15 protein-coding genes are annotated in these 18,216 nt (G+C 74.4%); 11 read left to right on the forward strand and 4 right to left on the reverse strand.

Translation table 11 applies throughout. The annotated features are described in order from the left end of the window. Nucleotides 1–10: 10 nt before the first annotated feature. The gene (locus tag ACH4MY_RS15735) at nt 11–1,528 is read right to left on the reverse strand and encodes an aldehyde dehydrogenase (NADP(+)) (RefSeq protein ID WP_398002967.1); all 1,518 of its coding nucleotides are present in this window, start codon (nt 1,526–1,528) and stop codon (nt 11–13) included. Between the two features lie 150 nt (nt 1,529–1,678). Here ACH4MY_RS15735 and ACH4MY_RS15740 point away from each other — a divergent pair, with 150 nt between their 5' ends. Then, nucleotides 1,679–2,449, forward strand: coding sequence for an IclR family transcriptional regulator (locus ACH4MY_RS15740; RefSeq protein WP_398002970.1), 771 nt, complete (start codon nt 1,679–1,681; stop codon nt 2,447–2,449). A 16-nt stretch (nt 2,450–2,465) separates the two neighbouring features. On the opposite strand, the gene ACH4MY_RS15745 is transcribed toward ACH4MY_RS15740, so the two are convergent. Then, the gene (locus ACH4MY_RS15745) at nt 2,466–2,963 is read right to left on the reverse strand and encodes a cupin domain-containing protein (protein WP_398002972.1); all 498 of its coding nucleotides are present in this window, start codon (nt 2,961–2,963) and stop codon (nt 2,466–2,468) included. Nucleotides 2,964–3,125: 162 nt separating this feature from the next. Here ACH4MY_RS15745 and ACH4MY_RS15750 point away from each other — a divergent pair, with 162 nt between their 5' ends. The 9 genes from ACH4MY_RS15750 (at nt 3,126) to ACH4MY_RS15790 (ending at nt 15,010) form a co-directional block, all read left to right on the forward strand. Further along, the gene (locus tag ACH4MY_RS15750; protein ID WP_398002975.1) at nt 3,126–4,154 is read left to right on the forward strand and encodes a hypothetical protein; all 1,029 of its coding nucleotides are present in this window, start codon (nt 3,126–3,128) and stop codon (nt 4,152–4,154) included. Next, on the forward strand, nt 4,151–5,398 hold the full coding sequence (locus ACH4MY_RS15755) for a sensor histidine kinase (protein ID WP_398002977.1): 1,248 nt from the start codon (nt 4,151–4,153) through the stop codon (nt 5,396–5,398). Before ACH4MY_RS15750 ends, ACH4MY_RS15755 begins: the two co-directional genes overlap by 4 nt. Next, nucleotides 5,395–6,081 carry a response regulator gene (locus tag ACH4MY_RS15760; protein ID WP_398002980.1) on the forward strand — a complete coding sequence of 229 codons (687 nt, stop codon included), beginning with the start codon at nt 5,395–5,397 and terminating at the stop codon, nt 6,079–6,081. Before ACH4MY_RS15755 ends, ACH4MY_RS15760 begins: the two co-directional genes overlap by 4 nt. A gap of 92 nt (nt 6,082–6,173) precedes the next feature. Beyond that, complete coding sequence (locus tag ACH4MY_RS15765; RefSeq protein ID WP_398002983.1) at nt 6,174–7,622, forward strand: peptidoglycan D,D-transpeptidase FtsI family protein; 1,449 nt, start codon at nt 6,174–6,176, stop codon at nt 7,620–7,622. Nucleotides 7,623–7,791: 169 nt separating this feature from the next. After that, complete coding sequence (locus ACH4MY_RS15770; protein WP_398002986.1) at nt 7,792–8,232, forward strand: hypothetical protein; 441 nt, start codon at nt 7,792–7,794, stop codon at nt 8,230–8,232. 129 nt (nt 8,233–8,361) lie between these two features. Next, nucleotides 8,362–9,555 (forward strand): MFS transporter, encoded by a 1,194-nt coding sequence (locus ACH4MY_RS15775; protein WP_398002989.1) that lies wholly within the window; start codon nt 8,362–8,364, stop codon nt 9,553–9,555. Nucleotides 9,556–9,673: 118 nt separating this feature from the next. After that, on the forward strand, nt 9,674–11,764 hold the full coding sequence (locus ACH4MY_RS15780; RefSeq protein WP_398002991.1) for a SpoIIE family protein phosphatase: 2,091 nt from the start codon (nt 9,674–9,676) through the stop codon (nt 11,762–11,764). Next, nucleotides 11,761–14,532 (forward strand): SpoIIE family protein phosphatase, encoded by a 2,772-nt coding sequence (locus ACH4MY_RS15785; RefSeq protein ID WP_398002992.1) that lies wholly within the window; start codon nt 11,761–11,763, stop codon nt 14,530–14,532. Before ACH4MY_RS15780 ends, ACH4MY_RS15785 begins: the two co-directional genes overlap by 4 nt. 55 nt (nt 14,533–14,587) lie before the next feature. Beyond that, nucleotides 14,588–15,010 carry a GntR family transcriptional regulator gene (locus tag ACH4MY_RS15790; RefSeq protein WP_398003855.1) on the forward strand — a complete coding sequence of 141 codons (423 nt, stop codon included), beginning with the start codon at nt 14,588–14,590 and terminating at the stop codon, nt 15,008–15,010. A gap of 58 nt (nt 15,011–15,068) precedes the next feature. On the opposite strand, the gene ACH4MY_RS15795 is transcribed toward ACH4MY_RS15790, so the two are convergent. Further along, complete coding sequence (locus tag ACH4MY_RS15795) at nt 15,069–16,202, reverse strand: hypothetical protein (RefSeq protein ID WP_398003858.1); 1,134 nt, start codon at nt 16,200–16,202, stop codon at nt 15,069–15,071. Nucleotides 16,203–16,231: 29 nt separating this feature from the next. Continuing rightward, complete coding sequence (locus ACH4MY_RS15800; protein ID WP_398002995.1) at nt 16,232–17,164, reverse strand: 5-dehydro-4-deoxyglucarate dehydratase; 933 nt, start codon at nt 17,162–17,164, stop codon at nt 16,232–16,234. A 240-nt stretch (nt 17,165–17,404) separates the two neighbouring features. Here ACH4MY_RS15800 and ACH4MY_RS15805 point away from each other — a divergent pair, with 240 nt between their 5' ends. After that, complete coding sequence (locus ACH4MY_RS15805; RefSeq protein WP_398002998.1) at nt 17,405–18,214, forward strand: NAD-dependent epimerase/dehydratase family protein; 810 nt, start codon at nt 17,405–17,407, stop codon at nt 18,212–18,214. Nucleotides 18,215–18,216 lie beyond the last annotated feature (2 nt).

An 18,216-nucleotide genomic window follows, 5' to 3' on the forward strand; every position in this document is an offset into this window, starting at 1 on the left:
CCGCCGGGGCTCAGCGGCGGGGCACCCCCAGCGGGTTGCCGTCGCGGAGCTCCGGCGGAAGCAGCCGGCCGGGGGTCGACTGGTAGGTGACCGGACGCAGCCAGCGCTCGATCGCGGTCGCGCCGACCGAGGTGGAGGTGGAGGTGGTGGCCGGGTAGGGGCCGCCGTGGTGCTGGGCCGCCGCGACGGCGACGCCGGTGGGCCAGCCGTTGACGAGGACGCGGCCGGCCAGCGGGGTGAGTGCGGCGAGGAGCGGGGCCGCGTCCTCGTCCTCGCCCCGCTCGGCGATCTGGAGGGTGGCGGTGAGGTTGCCGGGCAGCCGGGAGAGGACCTCGGTGATCTCCGTACGGGAGTCGTAGCGGGCGACGACGGTGACCGGTCCGAAGCACTCCTCCAGGAGGAGGTGGTGGTCGTCCGCGCCCTCGCCCGCGCCGCCGGTGAGCCGTGCGGCGTCGACGGCGAGGACACCGGCGCCGACCGTGTGGGCGTCGCCCGCGCCGGGCGCGACGGGGCTCCGCACCCCGCCGAGCGCGGCGCGCTCGGCGACGCCGGCGACGAAGGCCTCGCGCATCCGGTGGTCGAGCAGCACGGCCGGTCCGGCCGCGGCGACCCCGGAGGCGAGGGCGTCGAGGAAGCGGTCGCCCGCCTCTCCCGAGGGGGCCAGGACGAAGCCGGGCTTGGTGCAGAACTGGCCCGCGCCCAGGGTCATGGAGCCGGCCAGACCGGCGCCGATCTCCTCGGCCCGCTCCTCGACGGCGGCGGTGGTGAGCACGACCGGGTTGAGGGAGCCGAGTTCGCCGTGGAAGGGGATGGGGACGGGCCGGGCGGCGGCCGCGTCGAAGAGGGCGCGGCCGCCGCGGACCGAGCCGGTGAAGCCGGCTGCTGCGACGAGCGGGTGGCGGACGAGTTCCACGCCCGCGTCGAAGCCGTGGACGAGGACGACGACGTCCTCGGGGAGGCCGGTCTTGGCGGCGGCCCTGCGCAGCAGGGAGGCGCAGAGTTCAGAGGTGGCCGGGTGGTCGGGATGGGCCTTGACCACGACCGGGCAGCCGGCCGCGAGGGCGCTCGCGGTGTCGCCGCCGGGGACCGAGAAGGCGAGCGGGAAGTTGCTGGCGGCGTAGACGGCGACGACGCCGAGCGGGATCTTCCAGCGCCGCAGGTCCGGCCGGGGCGGGATGGCTCCGGGGTCGGGCAGGTCGATCCGGATGTCGAGGAAGGAGCCCTCCTCGACGACCGCGGCGAAGGCCCGCAACTGGGCCGTGGTGCGCGCGAGTTCGCCGGTGAGGCGGACCGGCCCCAGGGCGGTCTCGGCGTCGGCGGTCTCGACGATCTGCTCTCCGGCCCCGTCGAGGAGGTCGGCCGCGGTACGGAGGAAGGCGGCCCGTACGGACCGGTCGGCGAGGGCTTCGCGGACCTCGTGCGCGGCCCGTACGGACCGGTCGACGTCCTCCGCCCCCGCCTCCACCGCGACCTGCTCGCGCGGCTTCCCCGTCCGGGGGTCCACACTCCACACTGGTTCTGCCGCCACCGCCACGCCCCTGTTCGCTATTCTGAACACAGTTCCCGTAGATGAACGCATCTGTACGGGACTTTAGGGACGGCCCGGCCGTCTCCACAAGGGGCCCCGTTCAGCGAGGTGGCCACCGGACGACCGGACGACGGAAAAGGGGCGAGGGTCATGGCGACTGCCGACGCGGGCGGAGCGCAGGTGAAGTCCGCGGTGCGGACCGTGGAGCTGCTCGAATACTTCGCCGGGCGCCCCGGGATGCACTCGCTCGCCGCCGTCCAGGAGGCCGTCGGCTACCCCAAGTCCAGTCTGTACATGCTGCTGCGCACCCTGGTCGAGCTGGGCTGGGTGGAGACGGACGCGACCGGCACGCGGTACGGCATCGGGGTGCGGGCGCTGCTCGTCGGCACCTCGTACATCGACGGCGACGAGGTGGTGGCCGCCTCCCGGCCCACCCTGGACCGGCTCTCCGACGACACCACCGAGACCATCCACCTGGCGCGTCTCGACGGCATCAACGTCGTCTATCTGGCGACCCGCCAGTCCCAGCACTATCTGCGGCCGTTCACCCGCGTCGGGCGCCGGCTGCCCGCGCACTCGACCTCGCTCGGCAAGGCGCTGCTCGCCACCCACACCGACGAGCAGGTGCGCAAGCTGCTCCCGGAGACCCTCCCGGCGCTGACCGAGCACACCATCACCGACCGCGAGCAGCTCATCGAGGAACTGCGGGTCATCCGTGAGCAGGGCTTCTCGGTGGACCGCGAGGAGAACACCCTCGGGCTGCGCTGCTTCGGCGTCGCGATCCCGTACCGGACCCCGGCGCGGGACGCGATCAGCTGCTCGGTGCCGGTGGCGCGGCTCACCCCGGCCCACGAGCAGATGATCAAGGACGCGCTCTTCGACGCGCGGGACCGGCTGACGCTGGCGACCCGGCGCCTCTGAGCCCCCGCCCGGGGGTTCAGCCGCGCTCGGCGAGTGCCTTCTGCCAGACCGGGCTGTCCACGTAGTGGTTGTCGTACTGCTCCGAGGACGCCTTGATCTCCTCGAAGCTCGCCTCGCCCCGCATGACCCGGCCGAGGAGGCGCAGGTAGTCGAAGCGCGCCATGCCGGGCGTGAAGACGAACAGCACGTCGGCCTCGGCACCGGGGGCCGCCGCGAAGGCGTGCGGGGTGTGCGGCGGGACGAGGAGGAAGTCGCCCTGCTCCAGGACGGTCAGCTCCTCGTCGACGAGGACCTGGAGCGAACCGCCGAGCACGAAGAACATCTCGGAGGCCTTGGTGTGGAAGTGCGCCGGGGCGCCGACCGCTCCCTCGGCGAAGGAGGAGCGGTAGCTGGTGAGCTGTCCGCCGGTGGTGCCGGAGTCGGCGAGGAGGGTCATCACGCTGCTGGGGTCGGCGGTGGTCTCGGCGGTGGCGGCGCGGGTCAGGAGCGGGGCGAAGGGCGCGTTCTCGTTCATGATCACTACTCTAGGCCCCCATTGACCCTTGGACAGGGTTCAATTGATCTACAAAAACGTGGGTCAATCATGGGTCGATCCCTGCCGCCTCCGCCGTGCGGCGGAGGCGGATCGTCGGCGCGCAGGAGGTGGCACCGGGGCGCCACCCGCGAGCGTGGAGCCATGACACCGACCGCTCACCTCCCCGCCCCGGCGCCCGGCGCCGACCACCGCGACGGCGCCGGCCTCACCCCCGCCGGCCGCGGTCCCGGCCGCGCACGCCGGGCTCTGCGCGTGGTCGCGATCCTCGCCTGCGTCCCGTACGTCTCACTCAAGATCGCCTGGGTGGCGGGCGGCGAGATCGGCATCCCCGCCGGGAGCGTGCTCCTGGAGCGCCGGGAGCTGCTGGCCGTCGCCAACTCGATCACGGTGCTGGCCGACGCCCTCGTGGTCGTCCTCGCCCTGCTCCTCACCCGCCCCTGGGGCCTGCGGGTGCCCGCCTGGCTCCTCGCGCTCCCCATGTGGGCGGCGACCGGGCTGCTCGCCCCGATCATGACCGGCTATCCCACCCAGCTCGCGGTCTCCCTGCTCAGCGGGGACGAACGGGCCGCCGCTCCCGCCGAACCCTTCCTGGATCCCTGGGTCTTCGCCGTCGTCTACGGCGGTTTCATCCTCCAGGGCCTCTCCCTCGGGACCCTTTTCGTCCTGTACGCGCGCGACCGCTGGGGCCACCTCTGGCGCGGCCCGCTCGGCGGGCTCCCCGCCCGCGTCCCCGGGCCCCGGGTACGGGCCACCGCCCTGGCCGGTGCCGTCCTCGCGCTCTTCCCCTTCGTCCTCCATGTGCGATGGCTCTCCGGATCGACCGACGGCATGTCCGCCCGGCAGATCGTCGAGCGGGACTCCGACGCCGTCGTCCTGGAGGCCCAGGGGCTGCTCTTCCTCGTCGTCGGCGTGGCCGCCACCCTCTTCCTGGTCCTGCGCCGGCCGGCCACGCCGAAGGTGCGGACCGCCGTCGCGGCGGCCTGGGTCGGCTCGGGCGCGGTGGGCTGCTGGGGCGCCTACATGTCGCTGGTCGCGCTGCTGCCGGAGACGGATCCGGCCAAGCGGGTCACGACGCTGATGCAGCTGTCCTACGCTGGCGAAATGATCATCGGACTCCTCCTCGCCGCCGCTCTGGCCGTAGTCCTGCGGCGCCGGGGCGCCGAGGCGTGAGACGGTGCGCGGTCGCCCTCCTCGGGCAGCGGGCCAGACGACGCTGGCTCCATCTGATCGTGGGCGGCGCGCTGTTCATGCCGTTCTGGATGGTCGGCACCGTGGTCGCCGGGATGGTGCTCGGCGAGGGCGGTCTGTTCACCGGAAGCCTCGGGCCGCAGTTCGGGGCGTACGCGGTGGGGCTTCCGCTCGTCGCCGTCGCCGCGCTCTTCCCCCTGGCCCGGCCGATGTCGGTCGCGGTGGCGCGGGCGCTGTGCGGCATTCCGGCGGACACGCTGGCGGACGGCCCGGCCCGGGGCAGGCAGGCGAAGGCCAGGACCGCCGGCTGGCTCACCCTGCACCTGGGCGCCGGGGCGCTGATCAGCGGGGCGAGCCTGGCTCTTCCGCCGTTCGCGGTGTCCGTGCTGGCGCTGCCGTTCTCCCCGGCGCTGCGGGAGTCGGAGCTCGGCCGGCTCTGGGGCCTCGACCGCCCCTGGTGGAGCTGGGCCGCGATCCCGGCGGGGATCCTGATGCTGATCGCGCTCGCCGCCGTGGCCGCCGCGGCCGGGGCCCTGCTGGCCCGGCAGGCTCCCCGGCTGCTCGGACCGAGTCCGGCGGACCGGCTCGCGGCGGCCGAGCGGCGTGCGGCGGAGGCGGAGTCCCGCAACCGGCTCGCGCGGGAGCTGCACGACTCGGTCGGTCACGCGCTGAGCGCCGTCACCCTCCAGGCGGGCGCGGCCCGCCGGGTCCTGGACGGCGGCGACGGGGCCGACCTGGAGTTCGTCAGGGAGGCGCTGACCGCGGTCGAGGAGACCACCCGGCGCACGGTAGGCGAGCTGGACTGGGTCCTCGGCCTGCTGCGGCGGGGCGAGGACTCGGAGGAGGGGCCGGGGCCCGGGCCGGGGCTCGACGCCCTGGAGGCCCTGGTGCGGGGCGCCGGACCGAGGGTGGCGCTGACCGTGTCCGGGGACGTCGGCCCCGTACCGGAGGCGCTGTCCCGGGAGGCGTACCGGATCGTTCAGGAAGGGCTGACGAACGCGGCCCGGCACGCGGGCGGGGAGCCCGTCAGCGTACGGCTCGACGCCCGTACCGAGAAGGTGGAGATCACGATGGAGAACCCCCTGCCCGCGCGGCCCCCGGTCGCCCGTCCGAACGGCGGGCACGGCCTGCGCGGGATCGCCGAACGGGCCCGGCTGCTCGGCGGCACCGCCGAGGCGGGCCCCGCGGACGGCGTCTGGCGCCTCGCGGTGAGGATCCCCCGATGAGCGCCCCCGCGGGCACTCCGGCGAGCGCCCCGGTCGTCAGGGTCGTCCTGGCCGACGACGAGCGGATGGTGCGGACGGCCCTGCGGGTCATCCTGGACGCGGAACCCGACCTGGAGGTCGTCGGTGAGGCGTCCACCGGCGCCGAGGCGGTGTCGGTGGTGCGGGCGGAGCGGCCCGACGTCGTACTGATGGACGTCCGGATGCCGGAGATCGACGGGATCCGGGCCACCGAGCAGATCCTGGCGGGGATGGCCGAGCCGCCCAGGATCGTGGTGGTCACCACCTTCGAGAACGACGCGTACGTGTACGACGCGCTGCGGGTCGGCGCGGCCGGCTTCCTGCTGAAGCGGGCGGCGGCGGAGGACCTGGTGAGCGCGGTCCGGCTGGTCGCGCGGAGCGATTCGCTGCTGTACCCGGCGGCGGTACGAGGCCTGGCCGCCGAGCACGCCCGCCACCGGCCGCCGGTGGCGCCGCCCTGGGTGGCGCGGCTCACCGAGCGGGAGGCGGAGGTGCTGCGCCTGGTGGCGACGGGCCTGACGAACGCGGAGATCGCGGCCCGGATCGGCGTCGGCGCGGCCACGGTCAAGACGCACGTGGCCTCGGTCCTGGCGAAGTCGGGCGCCCGGGACCGCACGCAGGCGGTGATCCTGGCGTACGAGTCGGGGTTCGTACGGGCGGGGTGACGGCGGCCGCGCCCGAGCCCGCATGAAGGTTCCCTGAGAAACCGGCCACATCCGGAACGTCCCGCACCGGGTCGTTCGTCCCCCTCAGTGCGATGAACAAGACGATCAGGCGCACCTCGGTCTTCGTGCTGCTCCTGGTGCTCGCCCTGCTGGGCCGGGCCACCTGGGTGCAGGCGTACGAGGGGAAGGCGCTCGCGGACGACAGCAAGAACCGGCGGAAGACGATCGCGCAGTACGCGCAGCCGCTCGGGAACATCGTCGTGGCCGGTTCACCGGTCACCGGCTCGAAGAAGACGGAGGGAACGGACCTCGAGTACCGGCGCACGTACACGGACGGCGAGCTGTACGCGGCGGTCACCGGCTACAGCTCCCAGGCGTACGGCGCGACCCAGCTGGAGGGCATCTACTCCCACGTCCTCGACGGCACGGACGACCGGCTGAAGAACCCGCTCGACGCCGTGACCCGCAAGCAGCAGGAGCCGGGCACGGTCGTCACCACGATCGACCCGGACGTCCAGAAGGCCGCCTACCGGGCGCTCGGGGACACGAAAGGCGCGGCCGTCGCCGTCGACCCGGCCAGCGGCCGGATCCTCGCCATGGTCTCCACCCCGTCCTACGACCCGTCGAAGATCGCCGGGACCTCGAACGGCGACGCCTGGAAGGCGCTGACCACCGACGAGGACAAGCCGCTGGTCAACCGGGCCCTGCGCCAGCCGCTGCCGCCGGGTTCCACCTTCAAGCTGGTCGTCGCGGCGGCGGCCCTGGAGGACGGTCTGTACGGCTCGGTGGACACGGCGACGAAGAGCCCCGATCCGTACACCCTGCCCGGCACCCGGACCGTGCTGAAGAACGAGAACGCCTCGGCGCCCTGTGAGAACGCCACGATCCGCACCGCGCTCCGGTACTCCTGCAACAACGTCTTCGCCAAGATGGCGGCCGACCTGGGACAGGACAAGGTGAAGGCGACGGCGGAGAAGTTCGGCTTCAACGACGCGGAGCAGGACGTCCCGGTCCGCGCCTACGCGAGCGTGTACCCGTCCGGCATGGACAAGGCGCAGACGGCTCTCACCGGCATCGGCCAGTTCGACGTGACCGCCACCCCGCTGCAGATGGCGATGGTGTCGGCCGCGATCGCCAACGACGGTCTGCTCGCCGCCCCGCACATGGTGTCGGAGGTCGTCGACTCCGACGGCGACCCGCTCACGACCTTCGAGGACGGCGACAGCGAGCGGATCGTCTCCTCCTCGACGGCAAAGCAGCTGCGCAGCGCGATGCGGACGGTGGTCGACGAGGGCACCGGGACCAACGCGGCGATCAGCGGGGCCGAGGTCGGCGGCAAGACGGGCACGGCGCAGCACGGCGAGAACAACAGCAAGACGCCGTACGCCTGGTTCACCTCGTACGCGAAGGACCCCTCGACCGGGAAGCAGGTCGCCGTCGCGGTGATGATCGAGGACTCGGGCGCGGCCCGCTCCGAGGTCAGCGGCAACGGCCTGGCGGCCCCGGTGGCGCAGAAGATGATGGCGGCGGCGCTGAAGTGAGGTGATCCGGCGCGGTGGGGTGCCCCGGCGCGGTGGGGTGACCTGCCGAAGTGACGTGCCGGGGGCTCCGATTGGCCGTCGGGGCCCGTGACGCGATATGCAGGGTCACGCTCGTGCCCGAGCACGCATTCGAACCGCTGATCCTGCACCCACCTCGCGGAGGACCGCCGTGCGCCTGCCCCGTTCCCTCTCCGGCTGGACCATCGCGGTCTTCGGTGTCCTCGCCGCCGCGCTGGGGGTGGTGGGCCTGGTCGTACCGGACGCGCTGCTCACGGTGATGGGCTTCGATCCGGTGCCCGACGGCGGGCGCGCGGACGGCGACCACACCCTGGTCTTCCTCACCGCCTCCTCCATGGCGGCGCTCAACATGGGCGTGTACTACGTCCTGGCCGCGCTCGCCGACTGGAAGCCCTTCTTCCGCTGGACGGTCCCCTTCCGGCTCCTCACCTGCGCCGTCTTCACCCTCGCGGTCGTCAGCGGCCGGGCCCCGGCCGGATTCCTCGGCGTGGGCCTGTGGGAGGGCCTCGGCGCGGTGGTGACGGGTGCGGCGCTGCGCCACGAGAAGGCCCACGCGAAGCCTCCGTACGAGGAGCAGGGAGCCGGCGCCTGACGCCCCGCGACGACGCGCTGTGCGAGGCGGCGCGTACGGCGTCGCTCGCGACCGGGGGCAGCTCTTCCGCCGCCGTCTAGGGAAGATGACCGATCCGCCGGAGCCACCTCAGCGGCCAGCCTGAGGGCCATGCGCTGGTATCTGACAGGTGTCGTCGTGTCCGGGTTCGGCACGACGGCGATGTGGCTGGTCTCCGGGATCTGGGTCAAGTCCCTCACGGGCTCGGACAGCCTGGCGGCGCTGGCCGCCTTCGCCCTGTGGGCGCCCGTCCTCCTCGGGCCCCTGCTCGGCACGCTCGCGGACCGGGTGCGAAGACGGCCCCTCCTGATCGTCCTCGACCTGGCGGCGGCCGCGCTCCTCCCGCTGCTCCTGTGGGTGGAGTCGGCGGACGGTGTGTGGCTGGTCTTCGCCGTCCTCGTGCTCTACGGCGCGCAGGGCGCCGTCCACGAGGCGGCGGAGCAGGCCCTGGTCGCGACCGCCCTGGACGAGAAGCGGCTCGGCACCTTCAACGGACTGCGGATGACCGCGAACGAGTCGACGAAGCTCCTCGCGCCGCTCGTGGCGGCGGGGCTCTTCGCCCGGTACGGGGGCGGGACCGTCGCCCTCCTCGACGCGGCGAGCTTCGCCCTCGCGGCGGGCCTGTTCGCGCTGATGCCCGTGCGGGAGGAGCGCCCCGCGCGGCCGGAGGCCCGGCACTGGTGGCGGGAGACCGCCGAGGGTGTGCGACTGCTCCGCGCCTCGCCGGTCCTGCGGCCGCTCGTCGCGACGGGCGCGTTCACGATGCTGCTCGCCGGGGTGAACGGGGCTGCGATCTACGCCGTCGTCGACCGGGGCCTCGGCCACTCCCCCGCGTACGCCGGTGTCCTCTACGCCGTCCAGGGCGCGGGCTCGGTCCTCGCGGGCCTGGTGACCGGCCCGCTGCTCCGCCGGATCCCGGAGCGGACGCTCGCCGCCGGCGGCCTGGCGCTCTTCGCGGTCGCCGTGGGCGTACGGGCGCTGCCGTACGAGGCGACGGCCGTGGCGGCGAGCGCGGTGATCGGGCTCGGGCTGCCGTGGGTGCTGGTCGCGGTGATGACGGCGGTGCAGCGGGAGGCCCCGGCGGAGGCGCTGGGCCGGGTCGCGGCGACCGCGAACACCCTCGTCCTCGCCCCGAACGCGCTCGCCCTCGCCCTCGGCGCGGGCCTGGTCGCCCTGGTCGACGTCCGCGTCCTGCTGCCGCTGCTCGCGCTGGCGGGGACGGGCTGGGCGGTCGGCAGCACGGTCCGGGGGCGGACCCGAGGACCGGGCACGAGCACCCCGGACCCCGCCGTCCCGGCCCGCTGAGCGGGGGCGGCGGCCGGGTCGGCACCCCCGCTCCCCCCGCCCCGGCCCCGTCTGCGGCCCCTCGCGCGCGGCGCTCGCGGTGCGGGGCGACCGGCAGGCGGCGAGCATGGAAGGAGGCATGGCGCGGCGGGAGGAGGGCAGTGTGACGGCCGGATCCTTCCCGGGGACGACGGGGCGGGTCGGGATGCCCCTGGACGGCAAGGGTCTCCTCGACGTGCTCGGTGTCGCCGCCATCGTCGTGGACGCCCACGGCCGGATCGTGCTGTGGAGTCCCCAGGCGGAGGACCTCTTCGGCTTCGGCGCCGCCGAGGCCCTGGGCCAGTACGTGGCCCGCCTGATCGTCGGCACGGAGCACCGCGAGGAGGCGATGCGTCTCTTCGGCGAGGTGCTGCGCGAGGGCACCACCTGGGCCGGCACCTTCCCCGTACGGCACAAGAACGGCACCGTCCGGCAGGTGGAGTTCCGCAACATGCGGCTCACCGACGACCTGGGGGGTCTGTACGCGCTCGGGATCGCCGCCGACCACGCCGCCGTCGAACGGGTCGAGACCGAGCTGGCGCTCTCCGACCGGCTCGTCTCCCAGTCACCGATCGGCCTGGCCGTCCTCGACACCGACCTGCGCTACGTCCGGGTGAACCCGGCCCTGGAACGGATCAACGGCGTCCCGGCCGCCCTGCACATCGGGCGGCGGATCAGCGACATGCTCCCGAAGGTCGACGCCGCGGCCCTGGAGGCCGCGCTGCGCACCGTACTGGCCACGGGGACGCCCCTGCTCGACCATCCCACCGTCGGACGGACCCCCGCCGACCCGGACCGCGACCACGCCTGGTCCGTGTCCTTCTACCGCCTGGAGGGGACCGAGGACCGGGTCCTCGGCGTCGCCGCCTCGGTGATCGACGTGACCGAGCGGCACCGGGCGGACGCGGACGCCGACCGGTCCCGGCGACGGCTCGCGCTCATCGCGGACGCCTCCGCCCGGGTCGGCACCACCCTGGAGGTGGAGCAGACCGCCGACGAGCTGGCCTCCGTGGTGGTGCCGGAGCTCGCGGACATCGCGGCCGTCGACGTCCTCGACTCCGTCCTGGCGCTGCGCAGACCGGGCGCCCCCGAGGAGGGGCCCGAGCTGTTCCGGGCGCTCGCGGTGAAGGCCGCGGCCCGGACGGACGCGCTGCCCGCGGCGGACCCGCCCGGGGCCATCACCATGTACGGGGCGGACCGGCTCGTCACCCGGTGTGTGCACACCGGTCTGCCGGTCCTCGTGCAGCACGTCGGCCCCGGCGACCTCTCCCGGATCGCGCGGAGCCCCGAGGCGGCGGAGCTGCTCGCCCGGGCCGGAGTGCACTCGTACCTGGCGGTGCCGCTGATCGCGCGCGGCGAGGTCCTCGGCGCGCTCGACCTCAAGCGCGACCGCAACGCCCTGCCCTTCGACGGCGACGACGTCCTCCTCGCGACGGAACTCGCCGCCCGCGCGGCCGTGAGCATCGACAACGCGCGCTGGTACCAGAGCGTGCGGAACTCGGCGGTGACGCTCCAGCGCAGTCTGCTGCCGGGCGCGCCCCCGGAACTGGCGGGCCTGGAGATCGCGGCCCGCTACCAGCCGGCGCAGGCGTCCAGCGAGGTCGGCGGCGACTGGTACGACGTGATCCCGCTGCCCGACGACAAGACGGCGCTCGTCGTGGGGGACGTGATGGGCAGCGGGATCGACGCGGCGGCGACGATGGGCCGGTTGCGGACCGCCACCTGCGCCTTCGCCGACCTCGATCTCCCGCCCTCCCAGGTCCTGCGGCATCTGGACCGGATCACCGCGGGCCTCGAGCACTACATCGCGACCTGTCTCTTCGCCGTGCACGACCCGGTCCACGGCCGGTGCCGGATCGCGAACGCCGGCCATCTGCCGCCCGTACGGGTACCGGCGGAGGGCCCGGCCGAGCTGGTGGACGTGCCTCCGGGGGCGCCGCTGGGGGTGGGCGGCGGGACGTTCCGGACGGTCCGGGTGCCGTTCCGGCCCGGGGACCGGCTCGTGCTCTACACGGACGGACTGATCGAGACCCGGCACGACGCGATCGACGAACGGCTCGCGCTGCTCGTGGGTCTCCTCGACAAGGCGCGCGGGCCGCTCGAGGAGACCTGCGACGAGCTGCTGCGGGCGCTGCGCCGGCCCGGTGCGCCGGACGACGTGGCCCTGCTCATCGCCCGGAGCACGGGATGACCGCCCGGGGCCGCCCGCAGGGGAAGGACCCCGGCGGGCGCGAACGCGGAACCGGGCTGCGGAGCCTCGCCGGGCAGGTCTTCGCCCTGGAGGCGCTGATCGCGCTCCTGGTGATCGCGGCGGCCGTGTTCATCACGTTCTACCAGGCGCGCAGCGACTCCCAGCGGGACGCCGAGGTCCGCTCGCTCGCGGTCGCGGAGGCCTTCGCGAAGGCGCCCGGCATCGACGAGGCCCTCGCCTCGCCCGATCCGACGGCCGTGCTCCAGGCCCGGGCGGAGGCGACCCGGCGGGCCACGGGGGTGGACTTCATCGCGGTCCTGAACCGGGACGGCGTGCGGTACACCGACTCGGAACCGGAGCTGATCGGCCGCAAGGCGACCGGGGACCTGTCCCGTGCGGTGGTCGACGGCGAGTCCTTCACCGAACTGTTCCGGGGCGCTCCCAACGACGCCGTGCGGGCCGTCGTGCCGGTCGTGGACGACCGGGGCCGGATCGTCGGCCTGGTCACCAGCGGGGTCGAGGTGGAGAGCATCACCCACGCGGTGGAGGGGCGGCTGCCCCTGCTGGTGGGCGCCGCGGCGGGCGCCCTGGTGATCGCCGTGGGCGGGGCCGCGCTGGTGAGCCGGCGGCTGCGGAGACAGACGCACGGCCTCGGCCCGGCCGAGATGACCCGGATGAAGGAGCACCACGAGGCGGTCCTGCACGCGGTGCGCGAAGGGGTCCTGATCGTGGGCCCGGACCGCCGTCTGCTGCTCGCCAACGACGAGGCGCGGCGGCTGCTCGGGCTCACGGCGGACGCGGAGCGGCGGCACGTCTCGGAGCTCGGCCTCGATCCGCGGACGGTCGAGCTGCTGGAGTCGGGCAGGTCGGCGACGGACGAGGTGCACCGGGCGGGCGACCGGCTGCTCGCGGTGAGCGTCCGGCCCACGCTCCCGGCCGGGCGCGAGTCCGGATGTGTGATGACGATGCGGGACACCACCGAGCTGGCGGCGCTGACCGGCCGGGCGGCGGTGGCCCGTGGCCGGCTCCAGCTGCTCTACGAGGCGGGGGTGCGCATCGGGACGACCCTGGAGGTCGTGCGGACGGCGGAGGAGCTGGCGGAGGTGGCCGTGCCCCGGTTCGCGGACTTCGCGACGGTGGAGCTGCTCGAACCGGTGCTGCGCGGGGAGGAGCCGCCGGCCTCCGCGCCGGCGACCACGGAGATGCGACGGACGGCGCTGAGCGGACTCCGCCCCGACCAGCCGCTCCAGCCGGTCGGGGACACCGTGCGGTTCGACGTCGCGAGCACCCCGATGGCGACGGCCCTGGGCGCGGGGCACGCGGTGGTGCAGACGGAGCTGGCGGCGGCGGAGGGCTGGCGGCAGCAGGATCCGGAGGGGGCGGCGCGGGCCCTCGCCTTCGGGATGCACTCGCTGCTCACCGTGCCGCTGCTGGCCCGTGGGGTGGTGCTGGGCATGGCGAACTTCTGGCGTGCGGACACCCCGGAGCCGTTCGGGGAGGAGGACCTGTCGTTCGCGGAGGAGCTGGCGGCGCGGGCGGCGGTCGCGATCGACAACGCCCGCCGGTTCACCCGGGAGCACGCCATGGCGGTGACGCTCCAGCGGAGCCTGCTGCCCCGGGTGCTGCCCGACCAGAGCGCGGTGGAGGTGTCGTACCGCTATCTCCCGGCGAAGGCCGGGGTCGGCGGCGACTGGTTCGACGTGATCCCGCTGCCGGGTGCGCGGGTGGCGCTGGTGGTGGGCGACGTGGTGGGGCACGGGCTGCACGCGGCGGCGACCATGGGGCGGCTGCGGACGGCGGTCCACAACTTCTCGACGCTGGACGTGCCGCCGGACGAGCTGCTGGGCCATCTCGACGAGCTGACGGCCCGCATCGACGACCGGGAGTCGGAGGGGCCGGACGGCGAGGGACGGCGCCGTGAGGAGGGCATCACCGGCGCCACCTGTCTGTACGCGATCTACGACCCGGCGTCCGGGCTGTGCACGGTGGCGAGCGCCGGGCATCCCGGTCCGGCGCTCGTGGGTCCCGACGGGCGGGTCGACTTCCCCCAGCTGTCGCCGGGACTTCCGCTGGGGCTCGGTCTGGGCGACGTGCCGTTCGAGACGACCGAGCTGCGGCTGATGGAGGGCAGCAAGCTGGTGCTCTTCACGGACGGGCTCCTGGAGGACCGGGGGCGGGACCTGGACACGGGTCTGGGACTGCTGCGGTCGACGCTCGCGCGCCCGGACCGGAGCCCGGAGCAGATCTGCGCGGACGTGCTGGCGACCCTTCTCTCGCCGTCGCCGCGCGACGACATCGCGCTGCTCGTGGCCAGGACGCGGATGCTCGACCGGGACCGGATCGCCGAGTGGGAGGTGGCGCGCGATCCGTCGGCGGTCTCGCCGGTACGGAACGCGGCGGCGGCGAAGCTGACGGAGTGGGGTCTTGAGGACCTGGCGTTCACGGCGGAGCTGGTGCTCAGCGAGCTGATCACGAACGCGGTGCGGTACGGCGCCGATCCGGTCCGGGTCCGGCTGCTCCACGACCGGACGCTGATCTGCGAGGTCTCGGACGCGAGCAGCACCTCGCCGCACCTGCGGCACGCGGCGACGACGGACGAGGGCGGGCGCGGGCTGTATCTGGTGGCGCAGTACGCGGAGCGCTGGGGCACGCGCTACGCCCGGCGCGGCAAGACGATCTGGGCGGAGCTGAGGGTGGGCTCGGAGGGCATGGAGCCGATCGCGACGCCGGTCCCGGATCTGGACGCGCTGGAGGATCTCGCCTGGTGAGGGACGGGGCGAGGGCGAGCGGGGCAAGGGTGGGGCGGGGCCGAACCTGGAGGGTCTGGCCGCGCGACTCGCCGCCCGGCACGCGGACCCCGCCCAGCTGCGCGACCTTGAGCGGCTGCTTGCCCGGGCCAGGAGGGCGGCGGAGTCCGGACGGCTCCGCGAGGCCGTGTCCCTCAACGCCGACTTCCACCGGCGGATCGTCGAACTCTCCGGCAATCCGCTCCTGGTGGACCTGATGGCCCCGCTCGACTCCCGGCTGCGCCGGCTGTTCCGGCTGACCTCGGCGCACGCGGACGGCGAGCCGATGTGCGGGGCCCACGAGCGGCTCTACGAGGCCGTCCGCGACCGCGACGAGGACGGTGCGGAGGCACTGGCCCGCGCCCATGTCGCCGACACCCGCGCCTCGGCCGCGCGCCTGCTGTCCGCGCCGCGGGAGCGGGAACCGGGACAGGAACAGCGGGAGCAGGAGCAGAAGTAGGAGCGGCGGACGGCGGACGGTGCGCCCCGGTCTCCCTGTTCGGGAGACCGGGGGCTGTCTAGCCGAGCGCCTTCAAGGCCGCCCGGACGGCGGCCAGGTCCTCGTCCGATGCGAGGCCCGCGTGGTAGAGCCGCAGTTCGGTCGCGCCCGTGTCGCGCGCCTGCTCGGCGGAGTCGGCCAGCCGGTCGGGGGCGCCCCCCATCCCGGTGACGACGGACAGGTTCGCCGCGAGGACGGTCCCCGGGCGGGCGTGGGCGGCGAACTCCGCGACGCGGGGCGGGCGGGCGACCACCCCGTCCGCGAGGCCCAGGACGTGCGCCGGGTCCGTGCCGGTGTCGGCGCCGCAGCGGTACGGGTCGGGGTCGGCGTGCAGCAGTACCCGGAAGCCGGGCGGGGCGGCGGCCCGTACGGCGGCCACGGCGGCCTCCTGGAAGGTTCGGGCGGTCCCGGCGCGCCAGGCGAGGGCGGGGGCCTCCGGGGCGCCGAGCTCCCCTGCCGGTCCCGATCCGGCCCAGACGGGTTCCAGGGCGCCGCGCACGGCGGCGGCGAGCTCGTCGGGATCGGCGCCCCCGTCCCCGTACCCCTGGCGGCAGGAGGGGCAGAAGCAGAGCGACATCAGGTACTGCTCCCGCTCCCCCAGGGCGACGCCGGCGGTCTTGTCGTGGGCGTGCAGGTGGGCGAGGCCGTACCAGCCGCAGGACTCCAGTTCGGTGCCGGCCGCGCCGGGCCGTACGGCGGCCTCGGCGGCCAGGCCGACGAGCAGGGCGCGCACCTCGGGGCGGGCGATGCAGGGGGCCCAGGGGTAGCGGTCGCCGTAGGCGTTGACGACGGAGGTCTCCGGGTGCTCGGCGCCGAGGCGGGAGTTGTGCGCGAGGACGACCCAGCTGTGCACCTCCAGGCCGGTGGCGGCGAGGGCCTCGGAGGCCCGCCCGTAGGCGTCTCCGGGGGCCCAGTCCCCCGCCGGGTACGGGCGGAGCGGGCGGTCCGCCCAGCGGTCCGGGTCCGGCAGGTAGAGCACGGCGGCGTGCTCGGCGGTGACGATCCGGTGGGCCGGGTGGCGCGGGGTCAGTGCCCGGGTGGAGTGGTAGGCGGCGGCGAGGGTGACCTGCGCGATCCCGAGGTCCGCGAGGAGCCCCGGGGCGGCGGGGTCGCCGTCGACGTCCCAGGGGTAGACGAAGGCGCCCGCGCGCAGGCCGTTCGCGGTTCCGCCCGTGTTCCCGGTCATGCGCCGATCTCCTTCAGGAGGGTCCGGCCGCGCTCGACGAGCAGCATGAGTTCGTCGACGTGCTCGGGTGCGGGCTCGCTCAGCGGCGGCCGTACCTCGCCCACGTCCAGGCCTCCCCTCCGCACCGCCGCCTTGACGAGCGAGACGGCGTATCCCCGTCCCTGGGCGCGGAGTTCGACGAGCGGCCGGTAGAAGACGTCGACCAGCCGGTTCACGGTGGTGTCGTCGCCGGTGGTGAGGGCGTGGTGGAAGGCGAGGGCGATGTCGGGGGCGAAGCAGAAGACGGCGGAGGAGTAGAGGGTGACGCCGATGCCCCGGTAGGCGGCGCCGGTGAGTTCGGCGGTCGGCAGGCCGTTGAAGTAGAGGAGGCCGAGGCCCTCGGCGCGGACGGCGCTGACGATCCGCTGCATCAGGTCGAGGTCGCCGAGGCCGTCCTTGAGGCCGATGATCCCGTCGGTACGGGCGAGGGCGACGGCGGTGTCGGGGGTGAGGATCGCGTTGTCGCGCTGGTAGACGATGACGTCGAGCGAGGTGGCGGCGGCGAGTTCGGTGTAGTGGCGGAGCAGCCCGGCCTGGTCGGCGACGACGAGGTAGGGCGGCATGGCGAGGAGTCCGTCGGCGCCGGCCTCCTCGGCGAGCCGGGCGTACCGGACGGCGAGCGCGGTGCCGTAGCCGGCGCCCGCGACGACGGGTACGCGGCCCGCGGACTCCTCGACGGCGGCGGCGACGCAGTCCCGGAACTCCTCGGGGGTGAGGGCGTGGAACTCGCCGGTGCCGCAGCAGGCGAACACCGCCGCCGCGCCCGCGTCGACGCCCGCGCGCACATGGGCGCGGAAGGTGTCGAGGTCGACGGAGCCGTCCGGCGCGAAGGCGGTGACGGGGAAGAACAGCAGGCCGTCGAGCCGGCCGGCGAGCGGGGCAGTGGTCACGGTCGCTCCCAGGGAAGTCCGTCGTGCAGGGCCAGCGCGTGCACAGTTATGACTGTCATCCATATTCTTGAACACTGACGCCCCGCACGCTAGAACAGCACGGAAGCGCCGGTCAAGGAGCGAACGCGCCGGATCGCACACTCTTGACGCTCCGTCGGACCGCTCCCTAGCGTGTCCATGGTTGTGAATGCCACTCAGATGAATGCCAGCGCATGCCGCTCGACGGAGGAGACCCGCTCCATGCCCGCACCCCGCACACTCCTGCTCACCGGCGCCGCCGGGGGCGTCGGCACGCTGATGCGGGAGCTGCTGCCCCCGTACGGCTACGAGCTCCGCCTCCTGGACGTCGTCCCCGTTCCCGGGGCGCCGGACGCGATCGTCGCCGACCTCGCGGACCGCGCGGCGCTGCGCGAGGCGGTCCGGGGCGTCGACGCGATCGTGCACCTGGCCGGCATCTCCCTGGAGTCGACCTTCGACAAGATCATGGCCGCCAACATCGCCGGAACGTACAACCTGTACGAGGCCGCCCGCGAGGAGGGGGTCCGGCGCGTGGTCCTCGCCTCCAGCAACCACGCCGTCGGCTTCACCCGCCGTCCGCGCGAGGGCGAACCGCTCGTCCCGGCCGACACCCCGCACCGCCCCGACACCTTCTACGGCCTCTCCAAGTGCTTCGGCGAGGATCTGGCGCAGCTCTACTGGGACCTGCACGGTCTTGAGACCGTCTCCGTCCGCATCGGCTCCTGCTTCCCCGAGCCCACCTCGGTGCGGATGCTGTCGATGTGGCTCAGCCCCGCCGACTGCGCCCGTCTCCTGCACGCCGGCCTCACCGCGGAGGACGTGGCCCACACGATCGTGTACGGCTCCTCCGCCAACACGCGCGCGTGGTGGGACCTGTCCACGGCCCGGGCGCTCGGCTTCGAGCCGGAGGACGACTCGGAGGTCTACGCGGAGAAGCTCGTCGCCGAGAAGGGCCTGCCGCCGGAGGGCAGCGCCGACGACCTCTACCTGGGCGGCCACTTCTGCGTGAACCCGCCGCGCTGGCCGCACTGAGC

The organism is Streptomyces sp. NPDC017246 (genome assembly GCF_044331325.1).
In the GTDB taxonomy this organism is placed as follows: domain Bacteria; phylum Actinomycetota; class Actinomycetes; order Streptomycetales; family Streptomycetaceae; genus Streptomyces.